This is a genomic window from Marinifilum flexuosum, from assembly GCF_003610555.1.
Classification (GTDB): domain Bacteria; phylum Bacteroidota; class Bacteroidia; order Bacteroidales; family Marinifilaceae; genus Marinifilum; species Marinifilum flexuosum.
This window is the reverse complement of record NZ_RAPQ01000008.1, coordinates 1-13825: the sequence shown is the minus strand read 5'-3', so window position 1 is coordinate 13825 and position 13825 is coordinate 1. Positions and strand designations below refer to the sequence as shown.

At 35.1% G+C, this 13825-nt stretch carries 12 protein-coding genes; 7 read left to right on the top strand and 5 right to left on the bottom strand.

Going from position 1 to position 13825, the window contains the following annotated elements:
- Positions 1 to 186: 186 nt before the first annotated feature.
- Positions 187 to 582 (bottom strand): HU family DNA-binding protein, encoded by a 396-nt coding sequence (locus tag BXY64_RS00110; protein WP_120237979.1) that lies wholly within the window; start codon positions 580 to 582, stop codon positions 187 to 189.
- Between the two features lie 524 nt (positions 583 to 1106).
- Here BXY64_RS00110 and asnS point away from each other — a divergent pair.
- The 3 genes from asnS (at position 1107) to BXY64_RS00095 (ending at position 5223) form a co-directional block, all read left to right on the top strand.
- A complete protein-coding gene (gene asnS, locus BXY64_RS00105; RefSeq protein WP_120237978.1) occupies positions 1107 to 2552 on the top strand; it encodes an asparagine--tRNA ligase in 1446 nt (481 codons plus the stop codon).
- A 490-nt stretch (positions 2553 to 3042) separates the two neighbouring features.
- Entirely contained in the window at positions 3043 to 4497 is a 1455-nt protein-coding gene (gene rpoN, locus BXY64_RS00100; RefSeq protein ID WP_120237977.1) for an RNA polymerase factor sigma-54, read from the top strand.
- A gap of 114 nt (positions 4498 to 4611) precedes the next feature.
- A complete protein-coding gene (locus BXY64_RS00095) occupies positions 4612 to 5223 on the top strand; it encodes a phosphatase PAP2 family protein (protein WP_147375835.1) in 612 nt (203 codons plus the stop codon).
- Here BXY64_RS00095 and BXY64_RS00090 read toward each other — a convergent pair.
- Positions 5217 to 5636: an SPOR domain-containing protein gene (locus BXY64_RS00090; protein WP_120237975.1), complete on the bottom strand. Its 420-nt coding sequence runs from the start codon at positions 5634 to 5636 to the stop codon at positions 5217 to 5219. The genes BXY64_RS00095 and BXY64_RS00090 overlap by 7 nt on opposite strands.
- 10 nt (positions 5637 to 5646) lie before the next feature.
- Entirely contained in the window at positions 5647 to 6069 is a 423-nt protein-coding gene (locus tag BXY64_RS00085) for an SPOR domain-containing protein (protein ID WP_120237974.1), read from the bottom strand.
- Positions 6070 to 6383: 314 nt separating this feature from the next.
- Between BXY64_RS00085 and BXY64_RS00080 the strand changes: the two genes are divergently transcribed.
- Positions 6384 to 6776, top strand: a complete 393-nt coding sequence (locus tag BXY64_RS00080) for a methylglyoxal synthase (RefSeq protein WP_120237973.1) — start codon at positions 6384 to 6386, stop codon at positions 6774 to 6776.
- Positions 6777 to 6863: 87 nt separating this feature from the next.
- Positions 6864 to 9164, top strand: a complete 2301-nt coding sequence (locus BXY64_RS00075) for an inorganic phosphate transporter (RefSeq protein ID WP_120237972.1) — start codon at positions 6864 to 6866, stop codon at positions 9162 to 9164.
- Positions 9165 to 9240: 76 nt separating this feature from the next.
- On the opposite strand, the gene BXY64_RS00070 is transcribed toward BXY64_RS00075, so the two are convergent.
- On the bottom strand, positions 9241 to 9927 hold the full coding sequence (locus BXY64_RS00070; RefSeq protein ID WP_120237971.1) for an SIR2 family NAD-dependent protein deacylase: 687 nt from the start codon (positions 9925 to 9927) through the stop codon (positions 9241 to 9243).
- 10 nt (positions 9928 to 9937) lie between these two features.
- Positions 9938 to 10786, bottom strand: a complete 849-nt coding sequence (locus BXY64_RS00065) for a hypothetical protein (protein ID WP_120237970.1) — start codon at positions 10784 to 10786, stop codon at positions 9938 to 9940.
- A 179-nt stretch (positions 10787 to 10965) separates the two neighbouring features.
- Here BXY64_RS00065 and dnaG point away from each other — a divergent pair, with 179 nt between their 5' ends.
- The gene (gene dnaG, locus BXY64_RS00060; protein ID WP_120237969.1) at positions 10966 to 12921 is read left to right on the top strand and encodes a DNA primase; all 1956 of its coding nucleotides are present in this window, start codon (positions 10966 to 10968) and stop codon (positions 12919 to 12921) included.
- Positions 12922 to 12985: 64 nt separating this feature from the next.
- A complete protein-coding gene (locus tag BXY64_RS00055) occupies positions 12986 to 13510 on the top strand; it encodes a pyridoxamine 5'-phosphate oxidase family protein (RefSeq protein WP_120237968.1) in 525 nt (174 codons plus the stop codon).
- Positions 13511 to 13825 lie beyond the last annotated feature (315 nt).

Genomic DNA, 13825 nt, shown 5'->3' with positions numbered 1-13825 from the left:
TTTACTTTGATTGATGCAAGCGCTAAAGTTAATAATCTTGATAAAAAATCATAAACCCCAAATATCTTATTTTATCATTCTAATGCTAAGGTTTCAGAAAATCAATCATTTACGAAGTGTTGAGAAATCTTGAAAAAAATATTTATTTGATTCCTAAACGGTTTATTATATATGTGTTGATATATGCTATTTTTTCGTAGGTAACTTCTTGAAAGTAGTAGTTTGCAAATCTTTCTTTACTCTTGGACTTGGTCGGAATGCCATCTTTACCCTTTTAACATTATGGCGGCTAACTTTCTCAGGAGATTCTGATCCTTCGGCATTAATATGCAATGAGAATGTACCCAAATCACCTAATTCAACAGAACAATTATCTTTTAAGTAATTTGGTATTAAGCTCGTAAATGCTTCCAAAACTCCAATTACATCTATGGTACTAAAGGTTGATATTTGGGAAATGTCCTCGGCCAAATCTCTTAAATCCCTTTTTACTCTTTTGGTAATTCTTGGATAATAAGGTTTACAATCTTCTTCCTTTTTACCAGGAGGAACTATCTTTACAACTTTGTATTCAACACTCATACAGTACCTTTATTTTAAAATGAACTTAGGTTTCAATTAAAACTACCTTAAGTTATTAAATTTTCACCATGGTAAAAAATTATAATAATCATGGTAAAAACATATTATGACCATGGTCATAATTATAAAATCTAAATAAGTTTTATTTCATTTGTAGGCTTATTTTATTTAAAAGAAAGGTATTTCATGCAAACAAACCCTTTATAGTAGGTATGGAAATTATATGTTTCCTGATTCATAATTCTTGTTTCTGAATTTATATTAGAAGATATTATCATGTGGAGTTTGTGAGGTAGATAATAAATCTATTTCCTCTTTTTTTCAATTAATTAGCACATAGTAAACCGTATTGCAATCAATTTTTATATTTTTGTAGTTCGATTTTGCGCAAAGTGATTTTTTGATGCATTATCGTTCACAAATAGAATGATTTAACTAGGTTGTTCTCAATTGAATTTGAGAATTACTTGCAGCTTAAGGCTTGAGGCTTGTAGCTGTATTCATCTCATTAAGGATTAATTAAAATGGAACAGAAAAGAATTAAGATCAAAGATCTGTTGGCTTCTGCAGAAGCAGGCAGTACGGTGAATGTGAAAGGATGGGTAAGAACAAAGCGCGGTAATAAGCAAATTAATTTCGTGGCTTTAAATGATGGTTCTACTATTCAAAATCTTCAGGTAGTTGTTGATGTTCCTAATTTTAATGAGGATTTGTTGAAAAAGATCACAACTGGTGCAGCCATTTCGGTTGATGGAGAAATTATTGAATCGCAAGGTAGTGGACAATCTGTTGAGATTGCTGCTAAAAATATCGAAGTATTAGGTGTTGCCGATCCTGAAAAGTATCCACTACAACCTAAAAAACACTCTTTAGAGTTCTTAAGAGAAAAGGCGCACTTGCGTTTCCGTACCAATACATTTAGTGCAGTATTCCGTATTCGTCACGCAATGGCTTTTGCTGTTCACGAGTTCTTTAACAAGAAAGGATTCTATTACATGCACACACCATTGATTACAGGTTCGGATGCCGAAGGTGCTGGTGAAATGTTTAGAGTATCAACTTTAGATCCTAAAAATCCACCTTTAAACGAGGATGGAACAATTAACTATAAAGAAGATTTCTTCGGAAAAGAAACCAACCTTACTGTTTCTGGTCAGCTGGAAGGTGAGTTGGGAGCTATGGCTTTGGGTGAGATTTACACTTTTGGTCCTACTTTCCGCGCCGAAAACTCAAACACAACTCGTCACTTGGCTGAGTTCTGGATGATTGAGCCTGAAATGGCATTCTATGATATCGTTGATAACATGGATTTGGCTGAAGAATTCTTGAAGTATATGATTAAATATGCTTTGGACAACTGTATGGAAGACCTTCAGTTCTTGAGCAAGCGCTTGCAAGAGGAAGAAAAAGGTTTGAAAGCAGAAGATCGTCAGATGGAGTTGATCGAGAAATTGAAGTTTGTATTGGAGAACGACTTTGTTCGTTTGACTTATACCGAAGCTATCGATATTCTTCGTAACTCGAAACCAAACAAGAAGAAGAAATTCCAGTACTTGATTGAAGGTTGGGGAGCTGATTTACAATCGGAGCACGAAAGATATTTGGTTGAGAAGAAATTCCAGAAACCAGTTATCTTGATCGATTATCCTAAGGATATCAAGGCATTCTACATGAAGCAGAACGACGATGGAAAAACTGTTGCTGCAATGGATATCTTATTCCCAGGTATTGGTGAAATTGTTGGAGGATCGCAACGTGAGGAAGATCTTGAGAAATTAACAACCAGAATGAAGGAAATGAATGTTCCTGCTGAAGAAATGGATTGGTACCTGGATACTCGTCGTTTTGGATCTGCAACTCATGCTGGTTTCGGCCTTGGTTTCGAAAGAATGATGTTGTTTGTTACTGGTATGGGTAACATCCGCGACGTAATTCCTTTCCCAAGAACTCCAAAGAATGCAGAATTTTAGTAGAAATATCGAATAATTTGATGTTCTCACTCTATGTGAGAGTATCAATAAAGAGATAGAGAATATATCAAGCCGTGTCACTTTTGTGATGCGGTTTTTTTATAATTACGAATTAGCAATTACGATATTGTCTTGTTTTATGAATCAAGCACCAGCGGTGCGTCATCTTTGTAGCCCAGTCCATAGTAAGAGAAGCGAACGAAGAGCTGGGAAAAAATACAAGAATAATAATTGTCGCAACAACATAGTAGAGATAAGAGTTTTGGTTTCCAGCGACGAAAAATGGTATGCCTATATATAATGTATACAAAACTTTAATACATCATTAAAATGATATACGATCATCTTAATCATAATACAAAATGCTGACAACCGACAGCTGATTGTTATTTCCCTTTAATCTTTTTTAACTTTTTCGTTTTGGCTTGATATTTGTGTGTTCAGCGCAGATTATGTATCTTGCTTCGACTAAACCAGAACACGAAACAGAATGCTAAAGCAAAGTTTACAGCAAAAATTATTACAAAAGTTATCGCCACAGCAAATACAGGTGATAAAGCTGTTGGAACTTCCAACTTTGCAGCTTGAGGAGAGAATTAAGAAAGAATTGGAAGAAAATCCGGTTCTTGAAGAAGGCGAAAAAGTAGAAGAGTTTCAAGAATCAGCCCAAACAGAAGATACAAACGATCGTGATACCGATAAAGAAGAATTTACTTTAGAGGATTACATGAACGACGAGGATATTCCATCCTATAAATTATCGGCACAAAATTATTCTAAAGACGATAAGCATGAGGAAATTCCGTTTTCGGGGGGAACTACTTTTCATGAATTGTTGATTTCTCAGTTGGGATTAAGAATATTGGAACCTGAAAAAGCTGCGTTAACCGAATATCTGATTGGGAATATCGATGAAGACGGTTACTTGAGAAGAGATATTGATAGTATTGTTGATGACTTGGCTTTCTCAACAGGAATCGAAACTTCGTTCGAAGAGTTGGTAGAGCTGCTGCGTGTTATTCAGGATTTCGACCCTGCAGGAGTTGGAGCTCGCGATTTGCAAGAGTGTTTATTGCTTCAAATATCCCGAAAGGGAAAACACAACCCTGATGTAAAGTTGGCTTATCTTATTCTTAAAAAGCATTTCGAGGAATTTACCAAGAAGCATTACGATAAAATTCAGAAGCGCGTTGGTGCCAACGATGAAGATTTTAAATGTGCAATTGATGAGATTTTGAAATTGAATCCGAAACCAGGAGGAGCTTTCAATAATCCAATGGTGAAAGCATCGCCAACCATTATTCCCGATTTTATTTTGGAAGAGGAAGATGGTGATTTGCGATTAAGCCTAAATGCACGAAATGTTCCGGAGTTGCATGTTAGTCGTACCTATTCTGAAATGATTCAGGATTATGCTGGCAATAAAAAGAATCAAAGCAAAGAGCAGAAAGATGCTGTGATGTTTGTAAAACAAAAGCTCGATTCTGCAAAATGGTTTATCGATGCCATTAAGCAACGTCAGAATACACTGTTGGTAACTATGAATGCAATTATTGAGTTTCAGCGAGAGTATTTCATGGAAGGAGATGAGAGAAAGTTGAAACCAATGATTCTGAAAGACATTGCTGATATCACAGGATTGGATATCTCAACCATTTCTCGTGTGTCGAATTCGAAATACATTCAAACGCATTTTGGTATTTTCTCATTGAAATATTTCTTCTCCGAAGGTTTGCAAACCGATACCGGAGAGGAAGTTTCTACTCGTGAAATCAAGAAGATTCTTCAGGAATGTGTAGACAATGAGGATAAGAAAAAGCCATTAACCGACGATAAGTTGGCGGCCATTTTAAAGGAGAAGTCCTACAAGATTGCACGTAGAACAGTGGCGAAATATCGTGAGCAATTGAATATTCCGGTTGCTCGATTAAGAAAGGAATTGTAAAAAAGAATTAATTATAATTCGAATTGGTGCAAAGACAATTATCTTTGCACCTTTCTTTTGTTAAAAGATTAGTTGGTTAAAGACTGATAATAAATAGTATAATCCGAACAGAATATGAATCTTTCAAGAATAATTTCAAGAGTAGCGCATCCGATGTTAATGCCTTTGTACTCCATTTTTGTAATATTTCACTCAGGTACTTTTCTTGATTTTACTCCACCTCAATTAATTCGTGTTATTTATCTAATTGTGGGAATTTCAACCATACTTCTTCCAATAAGTGTGCTTCCACTTTTAAAGGCTCAAAAATTTGTTTCGGATTATGGTTTAAATGAAAGAAGAGAGAGATTGGTGCCATTGGCCTTTACTATTATTTTTTATGCACTGGGATTTTATCTTTTAATGAAATTCCCAATTACGAGAATTATTGCTCACCTGCAATTGGCTGCAATTGTTTCTATAGGTGTAATTGCTTTAATTTCTACCAAGTGGAAAATTAGCATTCATATGGCTGGTATTGGTGGATTTATTGGAATGGTATTAAGTTTTACCATTCTTTATGCTGGTTCCTTAAGAGTATATTTTATTGCTGGGATTTTATTGGCAGGATTGTTAGGATACTCCCGATTAAAATTAAACCTGCACACTCCTTTACAGGTATATGCAGGTTTTATATTAGGTTTTGTTGTTATCTTTTCAACAGTAATGCTTCTTCAGCTTTATTGACGAAGCAGCCATAAATCAGGTTTTTTATTCAGCTTTCTCAAGCGTTTCAATTCTTTTATTGCCGATTCTTTGTTATTAAATGATTGAAGAACTACCCTAAATTTTCCATTATTCTCTAACACAATGGAAGGATAACCTTTTTGATACAATCTGTCTTTAAAAGCATCGGCCTGTTTCTGATAATTGTAGCTGGCTGCAACAATATGATAGTCGAAAATTTCTCTATTTTTGGCAATTTCAGCACTACTTAATTTAGGTTCTGGCTTTTCAGGTGGTGGAGTTAGCTCTGGAACCTGTCTTTTTGCTGTTTGTTCAACAACATTGTCCTTACTAACAGTAGTAACCTTTTTCTCATCTTTACAGGATACCAGTAAAAGAAAAAGAGGAATGAATAGATAGCTTAGTTTTGCCATGTCCTAAAAATTATCGTTTGATATATAGCCAGGTGTCTTTATGTTCTTCTGTTGCTCGAACCGATGCCAATTCTTGAAATGCTAATTTTCTATCCGAAAAAGCTTTGTATGAAACTCTGAAAAATCCATTTTTTGCATTGTGAATGTTAGATACATAACCATCCTTCTTTAAACGAGATTGAAGTTTTTCGGCATTTGTTTTGTTTTCAAAACTTGCAACAATTAAAAAGTATTTGTTCGGAACTTTTTCTACAACAGGTTCCAATTTTTTCTTTTCAACAGGTTTTGGTGTAGGTTTTTTAACCTCTTTCTTTTTGGCAACTTTTTTAGTTGTTTCTTTTTTTACTGGTTCTTTCGCCTCTTCCTTACAAGAACTTAAGCCAATTCCACATATTAGAACGGACAATAACAGTATTTTAGATAGGTAGTTCATATTGCTAGCATTAATATAATATTAACAAATTTACAATTTTATTACTGATTTGAAGAATACTTTGTTTATTTGTTATAATGTTTAAAAATTCAATATTTATATTATAATGCCGATCGATAACTGATATGCCATATCAAATTTAAGAAGATATGGTATCAATCAAAAACAAATCGGTGTTGTACTAATCAGAAAAATACAAAAAACTTAATGGAATAGGTAGAGTTCTTTTAACAAATACGTTTTTTTTTGATTACATACGCTTGTATTACATAGAATATTTAAAATAGAAGATCAAAATTTATAAGAGATTAGAGATGGAAAGTAAAAAAACAATTGCCTTAGTAGCGCATAACGAGAAGAAGAGTGTAATGCTTGCATGGGTAAAAAGACACCTTGATGAATTGAAAAAGCACAAGCTAATAGGGACCACTAATACTTCTGAAATATTAAACTCAGTACTTGACCTTGAGGTTGAAGCTTTTGGACACGGACCAAACGGAGGAGATATTTTATTGGCAGCTCAAATTCTTGAAGGAAAGGTTGATGAAGTAATATTTTTAATTGATGCCGAAACACCTCATGGTCACGAACATGATATTCAAACGTTAATTAGAACTTGTGTAATTAATAATGTACCAATGGCTTTGAATGTTGCTACAGCAGATTTTTTGGTTAAATTAAACAAGTCTGAACAGCAGAAGTGTTAACGTTAAATTAACACAAACGTAACAAAATAGAAATAAAATAGTCTCCATGTGTTAGTATGTTTGCTTCGAATTTACGAACTTAATAACATGGAGAACTTTTATTTACTAATTGTGGTTGTGCTATTTGCACTTGCCATTAGCGATCTAATCGTGGGCGTGAGTAATGACGCCGTTAATTTCCTAAACTCTGCATTTGGTTCTAAGGCTGCCCCACGTTGGGCCATCATGATTATTGCCAGCCTTGGGATTTTGGTTGGAGCAACTTTCTCGAGTGGTATGATGGAGGTAGCTCGTAAGGGGATTTTTCACCCCGACCAATTCTACTTTGCAGAAATCATGATCATTTTTATTGCGGTTATGCTAACAGATATTATTCTGTTGGATTTTTACAATACCGTAGGTCTTCCAACTTCAACTACAGTATCGATTGTATTTGAGTTGCTTGGAGCTGCTGTTGCTGTGGCCATAGTTAAAATCATGAACTCTGCCGATCAAACTCTGCTTGATTTAGGAACTTACATTAATTCAGCCAAAGCACTGGCCATTATAACCGGTATTTTGTTGAGTGTTGTTATTGCCTTTTTATCCGGTTCATTGGTACAATGGGTAACACGATTGGTTTTCACGTATAGATACGAGAAAACATTCAAGTATTTTGGTGCCATTTTTGGGGGTATTGCAATTACTGCAATTACTTACTTTATCCTGATTAAAGGTGCTAAAGGATCCTCTTTTATTACCAAAGATACTTTGGCTTGGATTAAGTCTAACACCTTAACCATTATAGCGGTTTCATTTGTTGGTTGGACTATATTATTACAAGCTTTGGTTTGGTTTGTTCGTTTAAACATTCTTAAGGTGATTGTTTTGGTGGGTACATTTGCATTGGCAATGGCTTTTGCTGGTAACGACCTTGTAAACTTTATTGGGGTGCCATTGGCTGGTTTCAAATCTTTCCAGGCTTTTGCAGCTAATCCAGGTACTGATCCTTATGGAATGACAATGGGTATTTTGAGTCAGAAGGTTCAGACAGAAACATACCTGTTGATAATTGCTGGTATTATTATGACCGTAACACTATGGTTATCTAAAAAAGCAAGAACAGTTACCGAGACGGAGATTGGCTTAAGTAGCCAAAATGAGGGAGACGAAAAGTTTGGATCATCGTTCTTTGCACGTTTATTGGTTCGTCGTTCATTATCAGCGAATAGCAACTTTAAGCGCATGATGCCTGCAACTGTTCAGCAAGGTATTGCCAATAGATTTAATAAACCTGAGGAAGTAGTTATTCCTGGAGTAGATCCAAAGGATAAGCCAGCATTTGATATGATTCGTGCATCGGTAAACCTTACTGTTGCAAGTATTCTAATTTCGATAGGTACATCCCTAAAGTTACCATTGTCTACAACTTATGTGACATTTATGGTTGCAATGGGTACTTCATTAGCTGATAGAGCTTGGGGAAGAGATTCAGCAGTATATCGTATTACTGGTGTACTTACAGTAATTGGTGGATGGTTCTTTACAGCATTTAGTGCATTTACCGCAGCCTTTATCTTTGCTAATTTAATCAACTGGCTAGGTGGATTTGCTATTTTTGGATTGTTGACTCTTGCTGTAATTTTTGTGGTTCGATCTCATATCTTCCACAAGAAGAAATCACAGGCTAAAGAGCAACCAACAGAAGAAGATGATACAATTATTATAAAAGGTGGAATCTTTGAACAGTTGACTTTCGCAGTTTCAGGTATCACAGTTAAGATTCCTAATCTATATGGCAAAATCATTAACGGGTTGGCTTTCGAAGAGCGTTCTAAATTAAAAGAATGCAATAAGAAAGCAGGCAAGTTGGATAAGGAAGCGAAACAGATGAAAGATCAGGTTCCTGCCATGATGAAGAAATTGAGTGAAGATAGTATCGCAACAGGTCCTTTTTACGTTCAGTTGATTGATTACTTGCGTGAGATTGCACATTCAATGAGCTTTATTGCTGGTCCAGCTTTCGATTACGTTGATAACAATCACAAGACTTTGATTAAGGAACAGGTGAATGAATTAAATATCATTCAAACTAAACTTGATGATTTCTTCAGAACAATTAACCGTTTGTTGAAAGACAGTAATTACGAAGCTGCTGAAATTGAAAAAGCTCTTGAAAAGCAAAAAGATTTGCTGAAATCAATTCGCAAATTTAGAAAAGAGCAAATCAAGAGAATTAAAGCTGAAAAAGTTGGTACTAGAAATTCAGTTCTTTACCTGGGGATCCTGAATGAAACCAAGAACCTTACTTTACATGCTGGAAATCTACTGAAAGCTTCAAGAGACTTCTCTGGTTTTAATGGAGAAGAAGTTGATTCAATGATTGAAGAAGACTCTATAGATGACTAATCTAAATCATTAATAATATAAGAAAGCCGGAATTCAATATTCCGGCTTTTGTTTTTATATAAGGAAGGTGTTCAGCTTACTTGAGTTCGAGAGTTTCGAAAAGTTTTTTCATTCCTACACTCGCTGCTTCTGTTATAAATGTAATGTTGTGATTGGTGTGAACGGCAGGTTGATTTGGATCGATAATATAAACTGGAGTATTGTCAGGTGCATAATCAATTAAGCCAGCTGCAGGGTAAACATTTAAGGAAGTTCCTATTATTAATAAGATATCAGCTTGGGAAACTATTTCTGCAGCTTCAGAAATGGCTGGAACACTTTCGCCAAACCACACAATGTGCGGACGAAGTGGTGATCCTTTCTCACATTTATCCTCTAATCCAAGTTCCCAATTGTCAAGTTCATAAACCAGACTCGAATCTACTGTACTGCGAGCTTTTTTCAATTCGCCATGCAGATGCAAAATTTTTGAACTACCAGCTCTTTCATGCAGGTCATCTACATTTTGAGTTACAATGTGAACATCGAAATGTTCTTCCAGCTTTTTTATGAGATGATGGCCTTGGTTTGGGGCACATTCAAACAATTGCTTTCTTCTTTCATTGTAAAACTGATGAACCAAATTGGGATTGTTATTCCATGCGGTAGGACTGGCAACTTCCATTACATCGTATTCTTTCCACAAGCCTCCCATATCGCGAAAAGTTCGGATGCCACTTTCGGCACTCATTCCTGCACCGCTTAATACAACTAGTTTTTTCATGAGTATTGATTTATCGGGCTATTCGTTTAAAATCTTTTTCTAAAAATGAATCGCTTTGTTTCTTTTTAATCATGTGATAGTCAAAATAATAAAAATCTGAATCACTGGCACCAACCAAAATCTTAAAACATCTTGCTTTTGTTTTTGAGCTTTCAGGTCCCACCTTGTGCAGGAACACTATGTTCTCTTTTTTACAATTAATTGCCTTTTCAACCTCTTCTTTAGTTACAATTTTCACCTTGCCTGGATAAACCTTACGGATTTTTGCCAAACTATTTACCTCTTTTTGTAATTCCACTTTAATAAGATAAAGAGTTTTGCCCTGAAGCAAGGAGGCATTTTTATTATAGTATTTTAATACGTTGGCCGATATAATTTCAGGATTTTTACTGACCAATTTCACATGATTTTGCATGAACCTGATAAAACAAGGCAGTTTGTACGAATAAACATCTTCGTGTACATGTTTGTACGATAAGGGAACTGAGCATAAATCAGGCATGTTGGCAATTCTTTTTTCCTTACCGCCCATTACCAGACTTAGAAAGTTGTATCTGGCTTTGGTTTTATCCTTATTAAAAGTAACGATGCTATTAATAATAAATGAATACTTAGGGTTGAAACGTTTTTTCTCAAACTCTTTGTTCGAAATGAATCCATATTCAGTAATGGTCCAATTATTTTTGATAACATCTTTTATCCTAAAGTTGTACTCACTCATTGGATTATCATCTAAAACAATTAGTGTTTTGGTTTTTACAAATGCAGAATAATCATTTGCAGTAGGCAGATGTTCCTGTGATTTACCAATAAAGCTTATAAGACAGATTAAAATTGTGGTAAGTAATAGTTGTTTCATTATTTCGATTTGTTAAAAATTCAAGTTACGTATTATAATGTACGATCAAAAAAAATAGGAATGCTAAAGTATATGATTATAAAACTTAGCATCCTTTATTATAGTATGTTTGTTTTATTCAAATTTAAAAGTTTTCAAACGGTGAGCGATTATCAATCTTGTTTTCTATTTTTGTTCGTATGATTGATCAGTCTACTATATCAAGAATTTTTGATGTTGCAGAGATATCTGAAGTGGTTTCGGATTTTGTTACTCTTAAAAGAAGAGGTGTAAACTATTTGGGTTTATGTCCCTTTCATAATGAGAAAACTCCCTCATTTACAGTATCTCCAGCAAAAGGTATATATAAATGTTTTGGATGTGGTAAAGGGGGAAACTCAGTAAACTTTATCATGGAGCATGAGCACCTTGATTATGTGGGTGCATTAAAATATCTGGCAAAAAAATACAATATTGATGTAATCGAACAGGAATTATCGCCAGAACAAGAGAAGCAAAAGAACGACAGGGAAAGTATGATGATCGTAAATTCTTTTGCTCAAAAAGCTTTTACTCACAACTTGCACCAGCATCCGCAGGGAATGGCTGTTGGAATGAGTTATTTAAGAGAACGTGGTTTCCGTGACGACATCATTAAAAAGTTTCAGATAGGATTTTGCCTTGAAGAGTGGGAAGCATTCTCGAAACAAGCAATAGATAGTGGATACAAGAAGGAATATCTTGTAAAAACAGGTTTAAGTATTGATAAGGAGAATCGCTTAATTGATAGATTTAAAGGAAGAGTGATTTTTCCAATTCATGGTATTGCTGGAAGAGTATTAGCCTTTGGAGGACGTACACTTCGAAATGACAAGAAAACTGCCAAGTATCTGAACTCTCCTGAATCCGAAGTATATCACAAAAGTAGAGTACTGTATGGTATTTTTCAGGCAAAGAAATCAATTGTTCAGAACGACAAGTGCTTTTTGGTAGAAGGATATACCGATGTAATTTCTTTTCATCAGGCGGGAATTGAAAATGTTGTTGCATCTTCTGGTACTGCACTTACTCCAGATCAAATTCGTTTGATAAAACGATTCTCAAACAATGTTACCATTATATATGATGGCGACCCTGCTGGTATTAAGGCATCATTGCGAGGAATTGATTTGGTTTTGGAACAAGAGGTAAATGCCAAAGTTTTATTGCTGCCGGAAGGTGAAGATCCGGATTCCTTCTCAAAAACCATGGGAGCGACTGAGCTTACCAACTATATCGAACAAAACGAAACAGACTTTATCGTTTTTAAAACGAACCTTCTTTTAAAAGATGCTCAGGATGATCCGGTAAAACGTGCAAACCTGATTATAGATATTGTTCGTTCCATTGCCATTATTCCCGATGCCATTGTGCGTTCGGTTTACGTGAGAGAATGTAGTGGCATTTTGAATGTGGATGAACGAGTTTTATATACAGAGATTAATAAAATCATTCACAAGCGTAAGGAGGAAGCCTGGAAAAAAAATCAACGTTCGGATTTTAATGAACCAGAACCAGCTAGGAAAATGGCTGAAAATTCAGGATTTTTAAGATCGGGTAACGAATGTGACTTGGAAGAGCGAGCATTGGTTCGCTTTTTACTGAACTTTGGCACCGAGGTATTATTCCGAGATAAAAACGAAAATGGTGAAGAGGTAATTACTCTGGTTGGTACATTTATTATATCTGAACTTCAAAAGGATGAACTGGAATCGATTAATCCATTATATCAGTTGGTATTTGATCAATATGGTTCGAATATGAATCATGCAGATTTTAATGCAAAAACTTTTTTTCGCGATCATACCAATGAAAAAGTTAGTCAGCTTGCCGCCGATATTTTAAGTGAACCTTACGAGGAAAGTAAAATCTGGACCAAGAATGGAAGTTTTGTAGAGTCTATAGTTGAAAAATTAAAGGATTTGGTTCCTAAAATGGTGAACGAATACAAGGGCAAAAAAGTGAGAATCCTAATGAAGGAGGTTCTGGATGAGATGCAAAAAGCCCAGCAAACGGGTAATGCTGACCGAATGATGGAATTGATGCAACAAAAAATGGTACTCGATCAGATAAAAAATGCTATTTCAAAAGAATTAGGAAATCGAACAATACTATAAACCTAATACTAACCAAACTGTAATTGGTTTCCGTGCTGCTTACAGTATACTTGATAATAAAAGGATGAGAACAATATTTATAGAAGACAAAACACAGATTGATGAAATTATTCGTTCATGTGAAATCTGTAATCTTGGAGTTATTGATAATGAAAACAGGCCATATGTTGTACCAATGAATTTTGGATACCATGATGGTTATATTTATATGCATGGCGCCGATTTTGGTAAGTTAATAGATGCAATGAAAGCAAACCCACAAGTTTGTGTTACTTTTTGCACACCGGTAGAACTTGCTGCACAAGATGCTCATGTTGCATGTAGTTATAGAATGAAAGGAAAAAGTGTTGTTGCTCGAGGTAAAATTGAGTTCATTACCGATTACGATAAAAAAGTTGATGCACTAAATATACTTATGGCACAGTATACCGATCGTAAATTTACCTATAATTCCCCGGCAGTGAAAAATGTTGAAGTTTACAGGTTAAAACCGGAAGAACTAACTGCGAAGGAATTTGGTGCTCCACATGGAAATAATTTTCCATGGCAAGTTGAAAGAGATAGAAAAAAATCAATGAAAGACTTATAAATACAGCAAGCCTTTTCGCAAGAGAGGGCTTTTTTAATATTCCTTAACAAATGTTTTAAGAGCTTAACCAAATTGAATACTACTTTTGAATTGACATATTTTAAGTAGTTAAAAAATCGGTTAGAAACGAAAGCTAAGGTTGGAACCATCTCAAAAGTTTCAGCCTTATTTTTTTTTAAAAATTTCCATCGGGTTATGAGGGTGTTAGGTGGTTTGTTGTAAAAAACCTGAGGTTTTGATTTGGAAATCTGGGAAAGTATGCGTTATCTTTGCACCCGCTTTACAACGGTATGGCGATAGGGAAGACATGATGGA

Bases quoted from the DNA above. Each gene is read 5' to 3' on its own strand.
- BXY64_RS00110 (WP_120237979.1), bottom strand. From the start codon at position 582: ATGAGTGTTGAATACAAAGTTGTAAAGATAGTTCCTCCTGGTAAAAAG.
- asnS (WP_120237978.1), top strand. From the start codon at position 1,107: ATGGAACAGAAAAGAATTAAGATCAAAGATCTGTTGGCTTCTGCAGAA.
- rpoN (WP_120237977.1), top strand. From the start codon at position 3,043: ATGCTAAAGCAAAGTTTACAGCAAAAATTATTACAAAAGTTATCGCCA.
- BXY64_RS00095 (WP_147375835.1), top strand. From the start codon at position 4,612: ATGAATCTTTCAAGAATAATTTCAAGAGTAGCGCATCCGATGTTAATG.
- BXY64_RS00090 (WP_120237975.1), bottom strand. From the start codon at position 5,636: ATGGCAAAACTAAGCTATCTATTCATTCCTCTTTTTCTTTTACTGGTA.
- BXY64_RS00085 (WP_120237974.1), bottom strand. From the start codon at position 6,069: ATGAACTACCTATCTAAAATACTGTTATTGTCCGTTCTAATATGTGGA.
- BXY64_RS00080 (WP_120237973.1), top strand. From the start codon at position 6,384: ATGGAAAGTAAAAAAACAATTGCCTTAGTAGCGCATAACGAGAAGAAG.
- BXY64_RS00075 (WP_120237972.1), top strand. From the start codon at position 6,864: ATGGAGAACTTTTATTTACTAATTGTGGTTGTGCTATTTGCACTTGCC.
- BXY64_RS00070 (WP_120237971.1), bottom strand. From the start codon at position 9,927: ATGAAAAAACTAGTTGTATTAAGCGGTGCAGGAATGAGTGCCGAAAGT.
- BXY64_RS00065 (WP_120237970.1), bottom strand. From the start codon at position 10,786: ATGAAACAACTATTACTTACCACAATTTTAATCTGTCTTATAAGCTTT.
- dnaG (WP_120237969.1), top strand. From the start codon at position 10,966: ATGATTGATCAGTCTACTATATCAAGAATTTTTGATGTTGCAGAGATA.
- BXY64_RS00055 (WP_120237968.1), top strand. From the start codon at position 12,986: ATGAGAACAATATTTATAGAAGACAAAACACAGATTGATGAAATTATT.